Source organism: Janthinobacterium sp. NKUCC06_STL (assembly GCF_019345455.1).
Classification (GTDB): domain Bacteria; phylum Pseudomonadota; class Gammaproteobacteria; order Burkholderiales; family Burkholderiaceae_D; genus Janthinobacterium; species Janthinobacterium rivuli.
In genome coordinates, this window is record NZ_JAHKQY010000004.1 from 127,115 (window position 1) to 144,448 (window position 17,334).

The window sequence follows — 17,334 nt, forward strand, 5'->3', positions numbered from 1 at the left end:
GGGGGATTCCTTACAGGCCCAGTTCCGCCACCAGCGCCTGGCCGATGGCCCGCTGTTCGGCCAAAATGGCGCGCAAGTGGTGGGGGCGCGTCTTGACGTTGGTCATGACCACGCGCAGCACATTGGTCGGGCCGGGGTAGCGTGTCGATTCGAGTACCGTGCGCGACACGAAGCTGTGGCCTTGCGCCTTTTGCCGGTTCTGCAGCTTGGCGTTCAAGGTGTTGAGTTGCTTGTTCAGTTCGCTCGCCGCCTCCACTTCGCCGCTGGCCAGCAAGGCCTCCATGCGCTGGCGCAAGTGCGCGGGCACGTAGCGGTAAGTGAGAATGAAGGTGTCCGAGCGCGTGACCAGTTCGAAATCCTGCTGGTCGGCCAATAAATCCTGCAACTGGCCGGACAGGGTGGCCGCCTGCTGCAGCAAGGTGGTGTAGCCGGACACGCCGAGCACCTTGAACGAGGTCCACAGTTTCAGGGCGTCGAAGCGGCGCGAACCTTCCAGCGAGGTCTGGCCCAGGTCGCCCGAGTTGTCGCGCAAGATGTAGTTGGCGTTGTGTTTGAGCAAGTTCAGGCTGGCGCTGTCCTTGAACAGCACCATGCTTTGCGCCATCGGCACCCACAGCAATTTATGCCCGTCGATGACGACGGAGTCGGCCAGGGCAATGCCGTCGTACAGCGCGCGGTACTGTTCCGCGATCAAGAGCGCGCCGCCCCAGGCCGCATCCACATGGAACCAGATGTTTTCCCGCGCGGCAATCGCCGCCATGGCGGCCAGCGGGTCGATGGCGCCCGTTTCCGTCGTGCCGGCGATGCCGATCATGGCGACGACTTTGATCTTGCGCAATTTCAAGTCGGCAATGGTTGCTTCCAGCGCGGCAACGTCGATGCGGTTGTCGCGGTCGACGGCCACCAGCTGCAAGGCGTTTTCACCGAGCCCCAGGGTCGCCAGCGCCTTTTTCACGGAGTAATGGCTGCGGGCCGAACCGATCACGGCCAGTCCCGCGTAACCGGATTCCTGCATGGCGGCAAACAAACCGCGCTTGCGCGTGCCGGGCAACTGCTGTTCCAGCGCCACGGCCAGCGCCGTCAGGTTGCCCATGGTGCCGCCATTGACGACATTGCCCAGCGCGCCGCTGGTGGCGGCCATGGCCTGCGCGTAGACGGCATCCGATTGTTGGTACACCTGGCGGTGCAGCCAGCCGAGGATCTGCTTTTCGATCAGGGTAGACACATACGCCGTCTCGATCTTGACCTGGTTCTGGTTCAGGGTGGCCGTAAACGCTTCGGCCAGCACGCTGATCCACGGCAAGGCCTGCGTCATGTGGCCGATGTATTGCGGGTGGTTCAGCTGGGCCGTATTGGCCAGCACGGTGGTGTCGAGTTCTTGCAGGAATTGCGCCACGGGCATGCCGTGCGCGGGCAGGCAGGTGTCGGACAGTTGCGTCAGCAGTTCCGCATACGGCGTGTGCGGATAGGCCGTGTCGCGCTCGGCGGCCAGCCAGCCGCCCAGCATGCCCAGCGCCTGTTGCAGGGGCGCGGGCGAGCGTTGCAGCGCATCGATGGAAAAATGCTGCTGCAGCAGCTGTTCGATAGGGGTATCGGTCATGGCGCGTTGTCTTCTCTACGGATTGCTGGTGCCACGGTGACAAACGAATTGCGCCCAGGCGAAAGCGGGATTTTACCCGACTCCGCCTGAGCGCATCAGTTTGCTATTACTGCTATTGATCAGAAGTAGTTGAGACCCAGCGCCGACTTGACTTCATCGGCCGTGCGGGCCGCCACTTCGCGCGCCTTGAAGGTGCCTTCCTTGAGCATCTGGATGACTTGCCCTTTGTCCTTGGCGAACTCTTCGCGGCGGGCGCGGATCGGCGCCAGCATTTCCTGCAAGACCACGTCCAGGCGCTTCTTGACGATGCTGTCGCCCAGGCCGCCCCGTACATAATGGGCTTTCATTTCGGCCAGCGCCGCTTTTTCCGGATCAAACGCGTCCAGGTAGGTAAACGCGATATTGCCTTCCAGGTGGCCCGGGTCTTCCACGCGCAGGTGCAGCGGATCGGTATAGACTTTTTTCACGGCGGCCGTGATTTCGGCCGAGCTCGCGCCCAGGTTGATGGTGTTGCCCAGCGACTTGCTCATCTTCGCCTTGCCGTCGATGCCGGGCAGGCGGCCGATATCGGGCACCAGCGCCTTGCATTCCATCAGCACTTCGCGGTTGTACATGCGGTTGAAGCGGCGCACGATTTCATTCGTTTGCTCGATCATCGGGATCTGGTCTTCGCCCACGGGCACCACGCCCGCCTTGAAGGCCGTGATGTCGGCCGCCTGGCTGGCAGGGTAGGTCAGGAAGCCGGCTGGAATGTCGCGCTCGAAGCCGCGCAGGCGGATTTCTTCCTTGACGGTAGGGTTGCGCTCGAGGCGCGCCACGGTGACGATGTTCAGGTAGTAAAAGGTCAGCTCGGCCAGTTCCGGGATCTGCGACTGGATGAAGACCGTAGTTTTCGCCGGGTCGATGCCGACGGCCAGGTAATCGAGCGCCACTTCGACGACGTTACGGTGCACCTTGTCGATGTCATCCATATTGTCCGTCAGCGCTTGCGCGTCGGCCAGCATGATGAATTGCTTGTAGCTGTTCTGGTAGCGGACCCTGTCGCGCAGGCTGCCCACGTAGTGACCCAGGTGCAAGGGACCGGTCGGGCGGTCGCCCGTCAGGATCACGGATTGCGAAGCGATGGCGGCAGGGGACAGCGGCGCTGCCGGTGCGTCGTTCTGGTCTTGGGTATCGGGGGTATTAGGCAAGCTCATCAAGTTTCCTTTTGAGCCGCCTGCATCGGGGATGATCCAGGCTGAGCCTGTTACGCCACCGATCGAGGCGGCGTGGATCAGATTCACATCACTATGCAGTGGCCGCGCGAAAGTGAGCGGGACCACCAATTCAAGCAGGCGTGTTGTGAAGGGATAAATTTCATGGCGTTATGGTTGCAGTTCGCACGCGTTCTGTCAAGTTTGCGCCCCGATTTCTCTGCTGCGCCGCGTCAGAGGCTTGCCTTATGCAAAACTTGCTTTCCGGGTACTATTGCCGTTCGGCCACTTTTGCGTGGCATGAATCATTGGAGAACAGTATGCACGTGTCGTCCCCCGTCCGGCTCACCGGCCTGGCCTTGATTGTAAGTTCCCTGTTTACCGCGCCCGTGCTGGCGCAAACGCCGAAAACGCCGCCGATGACGCCCGATATCGGCGCCAAACTGGTGATGCCGGACCTGAACGACTACGTCAAGCGGGTGGTGATGATCCCCATGCGCGACGGTGTCAAGCTGTACACGGTGATCGTCGTGCCGAAAGGCGCGCAAAAAGCGCCGATCATGCTCACGCGCACGCCGTACAACGCGGCCCGCCGCGCCCAGCGCGCCGCCAGCCCCAGCATGCTGGTCACCTTGCCGCTGGGCGACGATACCCTGGTGGAAAACGGCTACATCCGCGTGTTCCAGGACGTGCGCGGCAAGCACGGTTCGGAAGGCGATTACGTGATGACGCGCCCCGTGCGCGGCCCGCTGAACAATACCAAAGTCGATAATGTCACCGATGCGTGGGACACCATCGACTGGCTGGTGAAAAACGTGCCGGAAAGCAACGGCAAGGTGGGCATGCTCGGTTCCTCGTACGAGGGACATACGGTGCTGATGGCCCTGGTCGACCCGCATCCGGCCCTGAAGGTGGCCGTGCCCATGAGCGCCATGGTCGACGGCTGGCGCGGCGACGACTGGTTTCATAATGGCGCCTTCCGCATGCCCAGCCTGTCGTACATCGCGGGCCAGACGAGCGTGCGCGGCAGCGGCGAATCGCCGGCGCTCGGTGTCTACGACGATTACGACGCGTATCTGCGCATCGGCTCGGCCGGTGATTACGCGAAGAAATTCGGCATCGACAAGCTGACCTACACGAAAAAGCTGTTCGAACACCCGGCTTACGACAGTTACTGGCAGGAACAGGCGCTCGACAAGATACTCGCAAAGCGTCAGCTGATCGTGCCCACCATGCACGTGGTGGGACAGTGGGACCAGGAAGATATCTATGGCCCCTACGCCACCTATTGGGCGATGGAAGGGCGCGACACGCGCAACAACCTCAATTACCTGGCCATCGGCCCATGGCGCCACAGCGGCGTCAACTATGACGGCTCCAGTCTGGGCGCCTTGAAGTTTGACGGCGATACGGCGCGCCAGTTCCGTGAAAAAGTCATGCAGCCATTCCTCAATCAATACCTGAAGGATGGCGCGCCGGAAGCGAACACGGCGCCCGTCGTGTCGTACCAGAGCGGCACCAACCAGTGGCAGCGCCTGCAGCAGTGGCCGCTGGCCTGCGAGACGTGTGATATCAAGCTGACGCCGATCTATCTGCAGGATGGCTACAAGCTGGGCTTTGCGGCGTCATCGGCCACAGCCGATGCAGCCAGCGGCGCCTTCGACGAATACGTGGCCGATCCCGCGAAACCCGTGCCGTTCGTACCCCGTCCCGTGCGCCTGAACGATGGCGACGTGTGGAAGCCATGGCTGGTCAGCGACCAGCGCGGCTATGCGGACCGCACCGACGTGCTCAGCTATGTTTCCGAACCGTTGAAGACGGCCGTGCGCATCGCCGGCGCGCCGATGGTCAACCTGTTCGCCGCCACCAGCGGCACGGATGCCGACTGGGTGGTAAAACTGATCGACGTGTATCCGGATGAAGTACCGTCGCAGCCGGCCATGGGTGGCTACCAGCTGGGCGTGGCGATGGATATCTTCCGCGGGCGCTACCGGGACAGCCTCGAACACCCGACGGCGATTCCTGCTGGTAAGGTCGAGCGCTATCGCTTCGCCTTGCCGAACGCGAATCACGTCTTCTTGCCCGGCCACCGCATCGCCGTGCAAGTGCAGTCGAGCTGGTTCCCCCTGTACGACCGCAATCCGCAAACCTTCGTGCCGAATATCTTCCTGGCCCAGCCAGGCGATTATAAAAAGGCGACGCAGCGCGTGTACCACGCGACAGGCGCTGCCAGCGCCATCGAGTTGCCGATAGCGCCGCTCGACGCCCGCTAGCCCATGCGCATGAGCACGGCGCCCGCCGCGATCAGGCCGATGGCCAGGTAGCGGCGGGGGCTGATTTTTTCGCGCAGGAACAGGGCCGCAATGGCGATGGCGAACAAAATCGATGTTTCGCGCAGGGCCGCGATGGCGGCCACGGGCGCCTGCGTCATGGCCCACAGGGCCAGGCCATACGAAGCGAGGGTGCCGAAACCGCCAACGGCGGCCAAACGCCATTGCGTTTGCGCATAGGCAAGCAAGTCGGCGGGGCGGCGCAACGCCGTCCACAGCAGCAGTCCGCTGCCGTTCAAGACAAAAATCCACATCGTGTAGGCGGCTGGCGCGCCGGACAGGCGCACGCCGATGCCGTCGATCAGGGTATAGCTGGCGATGACGCAGGCGTTGCCCAGCGCAAAGGCGGTGGCGCGGCCCGTGCTTTTCGGCGTCTTGCCGATGCCGCTCGTGCGCGCGGCAAGATACAGGCCGAAGATGCCCGCGCAGATGCAGGCGACGGCGCCCATCTGCATGGGAGACAGGCGCTCGCCGATCAGCGGCCAGCTGGCCAGCGCCACGAGCAATGGCGCGCTGCCGCGCATCAAGGGGTAGGCATGGCTCATGTCGCCCGCCTTGTAGGCGGCCGCCAGCAGCGAGTAATACGCCAGCTGCGCCACGGCCGAGGCGGCCAGGTAAGGCCAGCTGGCAGGGGCGGGAGGGTTGACGAAAGGCAGGATGGCCAGCGAAATCAGGGCCGCGCCCACGGAGACGAGCACCGTGCTGAGAAAGGTATCCTTGCCCGACTTGACGATGGCGTTCCAGCTGGCGTGCAGCAGGGCGGCAAACAGGACGACGGCGACGACCAGACCGGACATGCAGGCCTTAGCGGGGGCGTATGCTCAGCGACAACAGTTCCTGGCGGTGATGGCGCTGGAAGCCTTCCATCACGGAACCGGAGCGGCCCGCCTTGTCCAGCAGTTCGCGCAGCGTGGCCTGGTCTTCCGGCGTGAGGGACTTGCGCGACAGGTAGACGCCGCTCATGCCCCACGGCAGTTCCGGCAGCGCTTCCAGACGCAAGCGGTCGGCCAGGCCATATACGCGCGCATCGTTCTGCGCCACGCCGGCGAGGATGGTGGGGCTCATGATGGTGGCATCGATGAAGCCGCTTTGCATCAGGCGCGCCACGGACAGGGCGTCGACTTCGTAAAACAGGCGGCCCTGGCTGCTCAGTTCCTTCGCCAGTGCCTGGTACGGTGCGCCATAGTCGTAGCCGCGCACCAGCGCCACGCGCAATTCGCGCCGCTCGATCAGTTCCTGCATGGTGTTGATGGGCGCGCGTGCGCCCTGCAGCGAGATCAGCAGGGGGCGGCTGCCCAGCATGGGAATGAACAGGCCATGCTGGTCGCGCCGCAAGGTGCTGCTGGCCGGGATCAGCATATCGGCCTTGCCCGCTTCGAACATCGCTTCCAGGCGCGCGCGGGGCACGGCCGTGAAGATGAAATTGCAGCCGAGCTTGGCGCCCATGCTGCGCAGCAAGTCGGGATAGATGCCGCCTATCGTGGCGCCATTGACCACCACGCTGGCGCCGATGGCCGAGACGGGCACCTGGATGTCGCGCGAGCATTGCGCGCCCGCCAGCGGTGGCAGCGCCAGCGCCAGCATGGCCACGGTCCGGCGCCAGGCGCTGGAATAAAAGTCAGTCATACCCATCCTTGCTCACCATCGAATGCGGGGCGTCGGCAACGCTCCGCTGATTATCCCATTCTCGCCTATTTATTTCTCAAGTGCAATATTATACCGCCGACTACTTTGTGGTGGAAACCACAAGTCTTGCCTGGCGTTGCGCCTTGAAGTAGCGCCAGGCCACCAGGATGCCCAGAATTTGCATGATGGCGCACAGGTAGAAGGTGCTACCGATGCGCCAGTCCTGCGGCGGCAAGTGGCTCACTTCGCCCAGGATCATGCTGCCAAGCAAAGGCATGATGATGATGCCCAGGCTGCTGATCGATTGCAGCGAGCCCATCAGCTCTCCCTGTTCGCTGGCGTTCGATGATTTCGAGATGATGCCTTGCAGGGCGGGGCCGGCGGCAAAGGCCAGCAGGTTGCACAGGATCAGCGCATACATCATCCAGCCCTGTGTTGCCAGGCCGTACAGCAAATAGGTGAGGGCGCCCGAGGCCATACCCAGCAGGGACAGGCGCACTTCGCCAAAGCGCTTGATGAGTATGCCCAGCAAGCCCGCCTGCACGACGGCCGCGCACAGGCCCACGCAGAACAGGGCGATGCCGTTCTGGCGCGGCGTCCAGTCGAAACGGAAATGCGTGTACAGCACCCAGGTGGTGTTGAGCATCATTTGCGCAAATGTCATCAGGCCGAAGGCCAGCACCAGGCCGCGGATTTCCACGCGGCGCACCAGCTTCAGCAGGGCGGCAAACGGATTGATGCGCGCCAGGGTGAACGGCGCGCGCGGGCCCGGCCGCAGCGACTCGGGCACGCAGAAATAGCCGTAGATGAAATTGGCTGCCGACAGGCCCGCCGCCACGTAAAACGGCAGGCGCAGATCGATTTCGCCCAGCAGGCCGCCCAGCATGGGCCCGCAAATGAAGCCCAGGCCAAAGGCGGCGCCGATCTTGCCGAAACTCTTGGCGCGGTTGTCGGGCGTGGACACGTCGGAGGCATAGGCGGATGCGACCGACATGCTGGCCGACGAGACGCCGCCGATGACCCTGCCGATGAACAGGCAGGCCAAGTTCGGCGCCCAGCCCGTGGCGAGAAAGTTGATGCCCATGCCGGCCATCGAGTACAGCAGCACGGGACGGCGTCCCACGCGGTCGCTGATGGCGCCCAGCATGGGCATGAAGATGAACTGCAGCAAACCGAAGAGGGCCGCCATGATGCCGTACCAGAACGCTTGCGCATCCTTGCCATCGACAAAGTTGCCGATCAGGATGGGCAGCACGGGCACCACCAGGCCGATGCCCAGCATGTCGATGAAGACGCAGACGAGGATGAAATTGAGGTTGCCGGCGCTCTTTAGGGCGGGGGAGGACGGGGAATGGCTGTCGGGGCTGGTTTTATCGGACATGCATGCTTTCGGCGCGTTGGCATAGCGCCGGCGCGTGACAGGATGCTGCTGACGCGCGGCGCGATAGCTGAGGCTTGCATTATAGACAGCGGGAACCATGCTGGCTATCGCCATCCATGTCAGGGGGCATTCCCCATTCGTCGGCAAAGGCGGCGCGGAAGTCCGTCAACACGGCCAGTCGCTGTTCGGCCAGCGCGCGTCCTGCCGCCGTCTGCATCTTGCCGGGCAGCTTGTCGAGCTTGGTGACGATATGGTCGAGCGCATAGGCCTTGTCGTCGAGCGGACGCTGCTGCGCCAGCGGATCCGTGCCATGCGCCAGCGCGCTATCCATGCGCGCGGCCGTGTAAAACAGGCGTGCCAGTCCCACGGCGCCCAGCGCGTCGATGCGGTCTGCATCCTGCACAATTTTCGCTTCGATGGTGTGTGGCGGCAAGTTGGCGGAAAAACTGTGCGTCTCGATGGCGTGGGCCACGCCCGCCAATTTTTCTGCGGGGAAATCCAGTTCCGCCAACTGGCGGCACGCCAGCGCTGCCGCCTGACGAGAAGCCAGGTGGCGTTCGGGGTGGTTTTTCGGCAAGTTGACGAGGTCGTGCAAATAGCAGGCGGCCATCACGGTGAGGGAGTCCGCGTCCGCATGCTCTTGCAGCAGGGCACTGGCGTTGCGCCAGACGCGCTGCAGGTGGTTGAGGTCGTGGGCGCTGTCATCGCCCAGGCCGGCCGTGGCCAGCGCCAGCAGGCGTGGTTGCCATTGAGAAAGCAAAGAGTGCATGGTCAAGATCATAAAAAGCAGGGGCCGCCAGTGTGGCATAAAACGCCGCCGCCTGCGGCCGGTGGTCTGCTCTTCGGCGTGCCGTATTTGCTACATAGATTATATTTTTGGAAATCATTCCTCCAGCAATTGCTCTTTTTTAGTGCATGTAGAATTTACATGGGGTAACATTGCCGCACGGAAATTAGAAGCATAAGCTAATTGCGAGAAAGTATTTGCAAAAAACATACTAGTGGCAGTCATGCCATCGTGCATGCTGACCTGCGCCCCAGGCGAGTTAACTAAAGGATTATCATGAACACCATTTCCAGCGACACTGGCGCAACCGTTGCCAAGGCTGCCGAATACCTGGCTTTTACCCTGGGCCAGGAAGAGTATGGCATCGACATCCAGAAAGTCAGCGAAATCCGCAGCTATGAAACGCCGACCCGCATCGCCAACGCCCCCGAGTTCGTCAAGGGCGTGGTCAACCTGCGTGGCATCATCGTACCGATCGTCGACATGCGCATCAAGTTCAACCTGGGCACGCCCAGCTATGACCAGTTCACCGTCGTCATCATCCTCAATATCGGCAACCGGGTCGTCGGCATGGTCGTCGACCGCGTCTCCGACGTCACCACCCTGATGCCGGAACAGATCAAGCCGGCGCCGGACATGGGTCGTTCGATCAACACGGAATACGTGATCGGCCTGGGCACCATTGACGAGCGCATGCTGATCCTGGTCGATATCGACCAGCTGATGTCTAGCGCCGACATGGGCTTGATCGAAAAATTAGCCGCTTAATTCTCGCCGCGGTCATTTTGACTGGATTTGTCGGAAATAATTGACTCTCGGCATTGTTTGCTTTTTCTGCAAGGCGCACGCTAGCGCATTTCCTGGCGCACGGTTCAGCCGAACCGTGCGCCAGTTTCACTTCAGTTTCACTTTCACGCCCGTTTCGCCAAGGCAGCGATCCCACGCCAGCGCGAAACTGCCAGCCTGTCGCGACGGCATCAGGGCTTTTTAGGATAGTCACATGAATTTATTACGCAACGTCAGCATCGGTGTCCGCCTCGGACTCGGTTTTGCCGTGATTTTGCTGTTTTCCATGCTCATTACGGGCATCAGCGTCTGGCGCCTGCACGACGTGGCCAGCGCCACGCGCGTCATGATGGAACAACCGCTGGCGAAGGAACGCTATATTTCCGACTGGTACGGCCGTATCGACAGCGCCGTGCGCCGCACCATCGCGATTGCCCGCAGCAGCGACACCTCGCTCAGCGGCTATTTCGCGGAAGAATCGAAAGTCTCGTCGTCCAGCTCGGCTGAACTGCAAAAGAAAATCGAGGCGCTGATCGACAAGCCGGAAGAAAAAGCCATGTTCGCGGGCTTGCTGGAACAGCGCAAGGTGTACATCAGTTCGCGCGACCAGGTCTACAAGCTGAAGGGCGAAGCGCAGGCCGACGCCGCCAATGAGGTGTTTGAAAAGACCTTCGTGCCGGCCGCCGCCAAGTACCAGAAGATGGTGCAGGACTTGCTGGAACACCAGCGCGCCAGCATCGACACGACGGCGCGCGAAATCGACGGCGTCGCCAATACCAGCCGCAACCTGATGCTGGTGCTGGCTGCGCTGGCGCTGGGCTTTGGTGTCGTGTGCGCCTGGGTCTTGACGATGGGCATCGTGCGCCCACTGCGCACGGCCGTGGACATTGCCCGCAAGGTGGCCGATGGCGACTTGACGGCGCAGATCGACGCCAGCGCCAAGGATGAAACGGGCCAACTTTTGCTGGCTCTGAAGGACATGAACACCAGCCTGCTCAACATCGTGGGCGAAGTGCGCAGCGGCACGGACAGCATCGCCACGTCGTCGACGCAAATTGCCGCCGGCAACCAGGACCTGTCTTCCCGCACGGAAGAGCAGGCCGGTTCGCTGGAGGAAACAGCGTCGTCGATGGAAGAACTGACCAGCACCGTGAAACAGAATGCGGACAATGCGCGCCAGGCGAATCAATTGGCGGCCTCGGCCGCGCAAGTGGCCGTCAAGGGCGGCGAAGTCGTGGCGCAAGTGGTGGGCACGATGGAATCGATCAACGCTTCGTCGAACAAGATCGTCGACATTATTTCCGTCATCGACGGCATCGCCTTCCAGACGAATATCCTGGCGCTGAACGCGGCCGTGGAAGCGGCGCGCGCAGGCGAGCAGGGCCGTGGTTTTGCCGTCGTGGCGTCCGAAGTGCGCAACCTGGCCCAGCGTTCCGCTTCGGCCGCGAAAGAGATCAAGACCCTGATCGGCGCGTCCGTGGAGCAAGTCAACGCGGGCAGCATGCTGGTTGCGCAAGCTGGTTCGACCATGACCGACATCGTCGACAGCGTGCAGCGCGTGAGCGACATCATCACGGAAATCACGGCGGCGAGCAGCGAGCAAAGCGTGGGTATCGACGAGATCAACCGCGCCATCGGTCAGATGGATGCCGTCACGCAGCAAAATGCGGCCCTGGTGGAAGAGTCGGCTGCCGCCGCCGAATCGATGCAGCACCAGGCGCATAACCTGGCGCAGGTCGTCAGCGTCTTTAAGCTCAACGGCCAGCAGGCCGGCGCCAGTGCTGCCAAGACGCCAAAACGCCCGGCTGCGCCGCAAACCGCCTTGCGCATCGGCACACGCTGATGCCGCCGCGGCCGCCCCGTGCGGCCGCAATCCCTTTATATAGTCTGGTTCCGCTTTTTTAGGATATTCACATGAATTTGTTAAGAAACGTCAGTATTGGTGTGCGCCTCGGCCTGGGTTTTGCCGTGATCTTGCTGTTTTCCATGCTCATCACCGGTATCAGCGTGTGGCGTTTGCATGACGTGGCCACGGCCACGCGCACCATGATGGAATTGCCGCTGACGAAGGAACGCTATATTTCCGACTGGTACGCGAAAATTGACAGCGGCGTGCGCCGCACCACGGCCATCGCGCGCAGCAGCGACACGACTTTGGGCGCGTATTTTGCGGAAGAAGCCAAGCAATCGTCCATCGTCTCGGGCGAATTGCAAAAGAAAATCGAAGCCTTGATTTCCAGCCCGGAAGAAAAAGAACTGTTCCGCCTGGTGAGCGAACAGCGCAAGGTCTACCTTGATTCGCGCGCGCAAGTGTCGAAGCTGAAGGCGGATGGACAGGAAGCGGAAGCGGAGCAGGCTTTCCAGGGCATCTTCGTGCCCGGTTCGACGAAATACCTGAAAGTGGTCAACGACATGCTGCAGCACCAGCGTGCCAGCATCGATAAAACCGCGCGCGAGATCGACGAGGTCGCCAAGACGAGCCGCAACTTGCTGCTGACCCTGGCAGTGCTGGCGCTGGGTTTTGGCGTCGTGTGCGCCTGGTTGTTGACGATGGGCATCGTGCGCCCCCTGCGCACGGCCGTGGACATCGCCCGCAAGGTGGCTGATGGCGACTTGACGGCGCAGATCGACGCCAGCGCCAAGGATGAGACCGGGCAATTGCTGCAAGCGTTGAAGGACATGAACACGAGCCTGCTCAACATCGTGGGCGAAGTGCGCAGCGGCACGGACAGCATCGCCACGTCGTCGACGCAAATTGCCGCCGGCAACCAGGACCTGTCTTCCCGCACGGAAGAGCAGGCCGGTTCCCTGGAGGAAACAGCGTCTTCGATGGAAGAGCTGACCAGTACCGTGAAACAGAATGCGGACAATGCCCGCCAGGCGAACCAGTTGGCGGCCTCGGCGGCGCAAGTGGCCGTCAAGGGCGGCGAAGTCGTGGCGCAAGTGGTGGGCACGATGGAATCGATCAACGCTTCGTCGAACAAGATCGTCGACATTATCAGTGTCATCGACGGCATCGCTTTCCAGACGAATATCCTGGCGCTGAATGCGGCCGTGGAAGCGGCCCGTGCGGGTGAACAGGGACGTGGTTTTGCCGTCGTGGCGTCCGAAGTGCGCAATCTGGCCCAGCGTTCCGCTTCGGCCGCGAAAGAGATCAAGACCCTGATCGGCGCGTCGGTGGAGCAAGTCAACGCGGGCAGCATGCTGGTGGCGCAAGCCGGCTCGACCATGACCGACATCGTCGACAGCGTGCAGCGCGTGAGCGACATCATCACGGAAATCACGGCGGCGAGCAGCGAGCAAAGCGTGGGCATCGACGAGATCAACCGCGCCATCGGCCAGATGGATGCCGTCACGCAGCAAAACGCGGCCCTGGTGGAAGAGTCGGCGGCGGCCGCCGAATCGATGCAGCACCAGGCGCATAACCTGGCGCAGGTCGTCAGCGTCTTTAAACTGAACGGGCAGCAGGCCAGTGTCAGCGGTTTGAAGGGCAAGCAACGCCCTGCGGCGAAAGAGTCGAAGGAAGCATTGCGGATCGGCCGCGCCGCTTAATTTGATGGTTGCCGGGGGGACTTAAACCCTGCATCAACTGCTGGGGTCAGTCATTTCATGATCGGCATGTGTCCCATTGGGGCGCATGCCCCCGGCGGGTCTGACCCCCGATTGACCGCCAGCTGCGATAGCCGGTCCGCCTCGCCATTCCTGTGGCGAGGAATCCAGCGCAAGCTCACCTCCGTGAATTGTTCCAGCAGGGCCACTACGGTGGCCCTTTGCGTTTCCAGCCCTTTGGCGCCCACCGGCGTCGTTCCCAGCACGTCGTTGATCACCACCTGGCTGTCGCCGTATAGCAGCAATTGCACGGGCGGCGGGCGCACGGCTAGCGCCGCCTGCAGCACGGCCGTCAGGGCCGCGTATTCCGCGTCGCTGCTGCTGCCATAGCCGGCCGCTTCGCTTACCTCGATGCGTTCGCCGTTCGGCCCCAGCAGCAGGGCGCCTATGCCCAGCTTGCCCGGATTCGGGTGGGCGGAGCCGTCGAACCAGCCGCGCCAGGCCAGCGGGCCGCCATGGTCCTGGCGGCTGAGTGCCAGCTGCGCGCGGCGCGCCTGCATCCTGGCTTCCTTGCGTGCTTTACGCGCCGCTGCTTCTTCCGTCATGGCTTGATCAGGAAGGTGTCGATCAGGCTGGCTATCCAGCACGCCGCCAGCACACCCACGGCCACCGTCATGGCGGGCCCGTCATTGGCAGACAGGGCCTCGACTTTTTCCACGATCAGCTGCACGTCGAGGGGCAGGGCGCCGCTGTCGATCTGTGCCATTACCTGGTCCAAACGTGCCATGATCTGGCGTAATACGAGTACCAGCGCGACCAGGGCCGGCACGAGGAAGAGGCAGCCGCGCGCCTTGCGTTTCAATACAAAATGCCCGCTGCCGGGGAAGACGAGGGCGGACAACAGCAGGGCAAGATTACGTTTGGAAAGGGAAGAGCCGCTCATGCGTGCCTTTTGTAGGGGAAAGAGCGGCTCATCATACTATTGCCAGCCAAATTTGCGCAGATACACGCGTTTCATGAACGTCGTCAGCACCGTGTAGCAGACGAGGATGCCCAGCAGCCAGGGGAAATAGCCCAGTGGCAAGGCTTGCAGCTTGAAGTAGGTTGCCAGCGGTCCCATCGGCAGGAACACGCCCACGGCCATGATGAGGGTCGTGGCCACCAGCAGGGGCACGGAAGCGATGCTGTCGATGAAGGGCAGCTTGGGCGTGCGGATCAGGTGCACGATCAGAGTTTGCGTCAGCAGCCCCACGACGAACCAGCCGGACTGGAACAGCGTTTGCTGCTCAGGCGTATTCGCGCCAAACACATGCCACATCAGGATAAACGTGCTGATGTCGAAGATCGAGCTGATGGGACCGAAGAACACCATGAAGCGGCCGATGTCGCGCGGGTTCCAGCTCAAAGGCTGCTGGATCAATTCGGCGTCGACATTGTCGAAGGGAATGGCGATCTGCGACACGTCGTACAGCAGGTTTTGCACCAGCAAGTGCAGCGGCAGCATCGGTAAAAACGGCAAAAAGGCGCTGGCGACCAGTACGGAAAACACATTGCCGAAGTTCGAACTGGCCGTCATGCGGATGTATTTGAGCATGTTGCTGAATGTGCGCCGGCCTTCCAGCACGCCTTCTTCCAGCACCATCAGGCTCTTTTCCAGCAGGATGATGTCGGCTGCTTCCTTGGCGATATCGACGGCCGAATCGACGGAAATGCCGATGTCGGCAGCGCGCAGGGCGGGCGCGTCGTTGATGCCGTCGCCCATGAAGCCGACGATATGGCCATTGCCGCGCAGGGCGCGCACGAGGCGTTCCTTGTGCAGCGGGCTGAGCTTGGCAAACACCGTGTTGTCTTCGGCCGCCTGCGCCAGGGTCGCGTCGTCCATGTCGTCGAGCTGCGGGCCTTGCAGCACGCCATGCACGGCCAGGCCCACTTCGCGGCAAATCTTCGCCGTCACCAGGTGGTTGTCCCCCGTCAAGACTTTCACGGTGACGCCGTGTTCCGCCAGTGCGCGCAGGGCGGGCGCCGTCGATTCCTTCGGCGGATCGAGAAACGCCACATAGCCGATCAGGGTCAGCGCCGTTTCATCGGCCACGCCATACACGGTTTTATGCGGCGGCACTTCCTTGACTGCCACGGCGACCACTCTTAGCCCTTCCGCGTTCAGGCCATGCGTGGTTTCCAGCACCTTGGCCAGCAGGGCAGGATCGAGGGGAATGTTCACGCCGCCCAGGCGCAAATGGCTGCAGGCGGCGAGGATTTCCTCGACGGCGCCCTTGCAGATCAGTTCATGGTGATCATTCTTTTCGGACACGACGACGGACATGCGGCGGCGCACGAAGTCGAACGGGATTTCATCGACTTTCACGTAATCGCGGGCCAGCTGCATTTCCGTCTGCAATTCCACGTGATCGAGCACGGCGCGGTCCAGCAGGTTTTTCAGGCCCGTCTGGTAGTGGCTGTTCAGATACGCGAATTGCAGCACTTCATCGGAGGGCTGGCCGAACACGTCCGTATGGCGCTCGAGCACGATCTTGTCCTGCGTCAAGGTGCCCGTCTTGTCCGTGCACAGCACATCCATGGCGCCGAAGTTCTGGATGGCGTCCAGGCGCTTGACGACGACTTTCTTTTTCGACAGTTTCGCGGCGCCCTTGGCCAGGGTGCTGGTGACGATCATGGGCAGCATTTCCGGCGTCAGGCCCACGGCCACCGATAGCGCGAACAAAAACGCTTCCATCCAGTCGCCCTTGGTCCAGCCATTGATCAGGAACACGAGCGGCGCCATCACGAGAGCGAAGCGGATCAAGAGCCAGCTGACGCTGTTGACGCCCGCTTCGAACGCCGTTGGCGTGCGCTCGGTAGCCGTCACTCTCGTGGCGATGGTGCCGAAATAGGTGCGGTTGCCGGTCGCCAGGACCAGCGCCGTGGCCGCGCCCGAAATCACGTTCGTGCCCATGAACAGCAAATTGGCCAGTTCCATCGGATCGCGGCCAGGGCTGTCGGCCAGCTCGGCCATCTTTTCCACCGGCAAGGACTCGCCCGTCATGGCGGCCTGGCTGACGAACAGGTCTTTTGCGGACAGCAAACGGCAGTCGGCGGGGATCATGTCGCCGGCCGACAGCACGATGATGTCGCCCTGCACCAGCTGGCGGATCGGCAGCTCGATCTGCTGGCCATTGCGCAGCACGGTGGCCGTATTGCTGACCATGGCTTTCAGGCGCTCGGCGGCCCGGTTCGAGCGGCCTTCCTGCACGAAGCGCAGCAGGGTCGACAGAATCACCATGGTGCCGATGACGATGGTCGCCTTCGGATCTTCCGTCAGGTAGGAAACGATGGCCAGCACCGTGAGCAGCAGGTTGAACGGATTCTTGTAGCACAGCCACAGGTGCTGGTACCAGGCCAGCGGTTTTTCATGCTCGACCTCGTTCGGGCCCGTTTGCGCGCCGATGACTTGCGCCTCGGCATCGCGCAAGCCTTCGGCCCGCGTGTGCAGCCGGTTCAGCGCGCTGTCCAGCTCTTCATGGGCGGCGGCCAGCAGCTGGCGCGCCAGGTGGTCGGGCACGGGCCGGGCCGTGCTGTTTTCCAGCGGCATGGCGCGCCGGCGGAAATGGCCGGCCGTATGGCGCTTGCGCAGGAACGATTCAAATAAGCGGGTGAAGAGATTCATGGCTCTTCCTTTCACGACGAGGTGTTGGCGGGCGGCGCAGCCGCAGGCAAGACTTGCGCGCCGCCAACGCGGCATGACGAAGCATGGCGCTGGCGGGCAATCCGGGTCAGTAGCCGGTCGCGATCGGAAAGAGGGGGAGGGCGCGCAACCGGACTGGCCGCGCGAGACACCGCACCTTGCTCAGCAAGGCACGGAGGAAAGAAAGTTCCGCGTTGCTTGCTGCTTAGCTGCCGAGGCAATCACCGATACAAGATCGGCTACTGTCACTAGAACAAGTACCCACGTGGGACTCCGTAAATGAATAATGAGGGCATCTTATGGATGGGCTGACCAGGTGTCAACTGAAGAAATCTTAGGTTTCCAAAGTGTAATGTTGGTGGTGGAAATGCACTCGAAATGTGTAATTGAATTTACTTGC

The 17,334-nt window shown here is 62.2% G+C and carries 13 protein-coding genes; 4 read left to right on the plus strand and 9 right to left on the minus strand.

Annotated features, from left to right (window positions below):
* Positions 1-10: 10 nt before the first annotated feature.
* A complete protein-coding gene (locus KO539_RS16265; protein ID WP_219310560.1) occupies positions 11-1,600 on the minus strand; it encodes a pyridoxal-dependent decarboxylase in 1,590 nt (529 codons plus the stop codon).
* A 119-nt stretch (positions 1,601-1,719) separates the two neighbouring features.
* Positions 1,720-2,796: a tryptophan--tRNA ligase gene (gene trpS, locus KO539_RS16270; protein WP_219310561.1), complete on the minus strand. Its 1,077-nt coding sequence runs from the start codon at positions 2,794-2,796 to the stop codon at positions 1,720-1,722.
* 317 nt (positions 2,797-3,113) lie between these two features.
* Between trpS and KO539_RS16275 the strand changes: the two genes are divergently transcribed.
* On the plus strand, positions 3,114-5,066 hold the full coding sequence (locus tag KO539_RS16275; protein ID WP_219310562.1) for a CocE/NonD family hydrolase: 1,953 nt from the start codon (positions 3,114-3,116) through the stop codon (positions 5,064-5,066).
* On the opposite strand, the gene KO539_RS16280 is transcribed toward KO539_RS16275, so the two are convergent.
* The 4 genes from KO539_RS16280 to KO539_RS16295 form a co-directional block, all read right to left on the minus strand.
* A complete protein-coding gene (locus KO539_RS16280) occupies positions 5,063-5,920 on the minus strand; it encodes a DMT family transporter (RefSeq protein ID WP_219310563.1) in 858 nt (285 codons plus the stop codon). The two genes, KO539_RS16275 and KO539_RS16280, sit on opposite strands and share 4 nt — an antisense overlap.
* Positions 5,921-5,927: 7 nt before the next feature.
* Positions 5,928-6,749 carry an ABC transporter substrate-binding protein gene (locus KO539_RS16285; protein ID WP_219310564.1) on the minus strand — a complete coding sequence of 274 codons (822 nt, stop codon included), beginning with the start codon at positions 6,747-6,749 and terminating at the stop codon, positions 5,928-5,930.
* A gap of 100 nt (positions 6,750-6,849) precedes the next feature.
* Positions 6,850-8,130, minus strand: a complete 1,281-nt coding sequence (locus tag KO539_RS16290) for a TCR/Tet family MFS transporter (protein ID WP_099402506.1) — start codon at positions 8,128-8,130, stop codon at positions 6,850-6,852.
* Between the two features lie 79 nt (positions 8,131-8,209).
* On the minus strand, positions 8,210-8,899 hold the full coding sequence (locus tag KO539_RS16295) for an HD domain-containing protein (RefSeq protein ID WP_219310565.1): 690 nt from the start codon (positions 8,897-8,899) through the stop codon (positions 8,210-8,212).
* A gap of 294 nt (positions 8,900-9,193) precedes the next feature.
* On the opposite strand from KO539_RS16295, the gene KO539_RS16300 reads away from it, so the two are divergent.
* From KO539_RS16300 to KO539_RS16310, 3 genes are all read left to right on the plus strand, one after another.
* A complete protein-coding gene (locus tag KO539_RS16300) occupies positions 9,194-9,685 on the plus strand; it encodes a chemotaxis protein CheW (protein WP_035818113.1) in 492 nt (163 codons plus the stop codon).
* Positions 9,686-9,917: 232 nt separating this feature from the next.
* The gene (locus tag KO539_RS16305; protein ID WP_219310566.1) at positions 9,918-11,546 is read left to right on the plus strand and encodes a methyl-accepting chemotaxis protein; all 1,629 of its coding nucleotides are present in this window, start codon (positions 9,918-9,920) and stop codon (positions 11,544-11,546) included.
* Positions 11,547-11,617: 71 nt separating this feature from the next.
* Complete coding sequence (locus tag KO539_RS16310; RefSeq protein ID WP_219310567.1) at positions 11,618-13,255, plus strand: methyl-accepting chemotaxis protein; 1,638 nt, start codon at positions 11,618-11,620, stop codon at positions 13,253-13,255.
* Between the two features lie 50 nt (positions 13,256-13,305).
* On the opposite strand, the gene KO539_RS16315 is transcribed toward KO539_RS16310, so the two are convergent.
* The 3 genes from KO539_RS16315 to mgtA are packed head-to-tail and all read right to left on the minus strand — an operon-like array spanning position 13,306 to position 16,916.
* A complete protein-coding gene (locus KO539_RS16315) occupies positions 13,306-13,857 on the minus strand; it encodes a ribonuclease HI family protein (protein ID WP_219310568.1) in 552 nt (183 codons plus the stop codon).
* Positions 13,854-14,195: a DUF6677 family protein gene (locus KO539_RS16320; RefSeq protein WP_219310569.1), complete on the minus strand. Its 342-nt coding sequence runs from the start codon at positions 14,193-14,195 to the stop codon at positions 13,854-13,856. The genes KO539_RS16315 and KO539_RS16320 overlap by 4 nt, the downstream gene beginning before the upstream one ends.
* 36 nt (positions 14,196-14,231) lie before the next feature.
* Positions 14,232-16,916, minus strand: a complete 2,685-nt coding sequence (gene mgtA, locus KO539_RS16325; RefSeq protein WP_219310570.1) for a magnesium-translocating P-type ATPase — start codon at positions 16,914-16,916, stop codon at positions 14,232-14,234.
* Positions 16,917-17,334 lie beyond the last annotated feature (418 nt).

Coding starts and splice junctions, on each gene's coding strand:
- KO539_RS16265 (WP_219310560.1), bottom strand. CDS start 1,600: ATGACCGATACCCCTATCGAACAGCTGCTGCAGCAGCATTTTTCCATC.
- trpS (WP_219310561.1), bottom strand. CDS start 2,796: ATGAGCTTGCCTAATACCCCCGATACCCAAGACCAGAACGACGCACCG.
- KO539_RS16275 (WP_219310562.1), top strand. CDS start 3,114: ATGCACGTGTCGTCCCCCGTCCGGCTCACCGGCCTGGCCTTGATTGTA.
- KO539_RS16280 (WP_219310563.1), bottom strand. CDS start 5,920: ATGTCCGGTCTGGTCGTCGCCGTCGTCCTGTTTGCCGCCCTGCTGCAC.
- KO539_RS16285 (WP_219310564.1), bottom strand. CDS start 6,749: ATGACTGACTTTTATTCCAGCGCCTGGCGCCGGACCGTGGCCATGCTG.
- KO539_RS16290 (WP_099402506.1), bottom strand. CDS start 8,130: ATGTCCGATAAAACCAGCCCCGACAGCCATTCCCCGTCCTCCCCCGCC.
- KO539_RS16295 (WP_219310565.1), bottom strand. CDS start 8,899: ATGCACTCTTTGCTTTCTCAATGGCAACCACGCCTGCTGGCGCTGGCC.
- KO539_RS16300 (WP_035818113.1), top strand. CDS start 9,194: ATGAACACCATTTCCAGCGACACTGGCGCAACCGTTGCCAAGGCTGCC.
- KO539_RS16305 (WP_219310566.1), top strand. CDS start 9,918: ATGAATTTATTACGCAACGTCAGCATCGGTGTCCGCCTCGGACTCGGT.
- KO539_RS16310 (WP_219310567.1), top strand. CDS start 11,618: ATGAATTTGTTAAGAAACGTCAGTATTGGTGTGCGCCTCGGCCTGGGT.
- KO539_RS16315 (WP_219310568.1), bottom strand. CDS start 13,857: ATGACGGAAGAAGCAGCGGCGCGTAAAGCACGCAAGGAAGCCAGGATG.
- KO539_RS16320 (WP_219310569.1), bottom strand. CDS start 14,195: ATGAGCGGCTCTTCCCTTTCCAAACGTAATCTTGCCCTGCTGTTGTCC.
- mgtA (WP_219310570.1), bottom strand. CDS start 16,916: ATGAATCTCTTCACCCGCTTATTTGAATCGTTCCTGCGCAAGCGCCAT.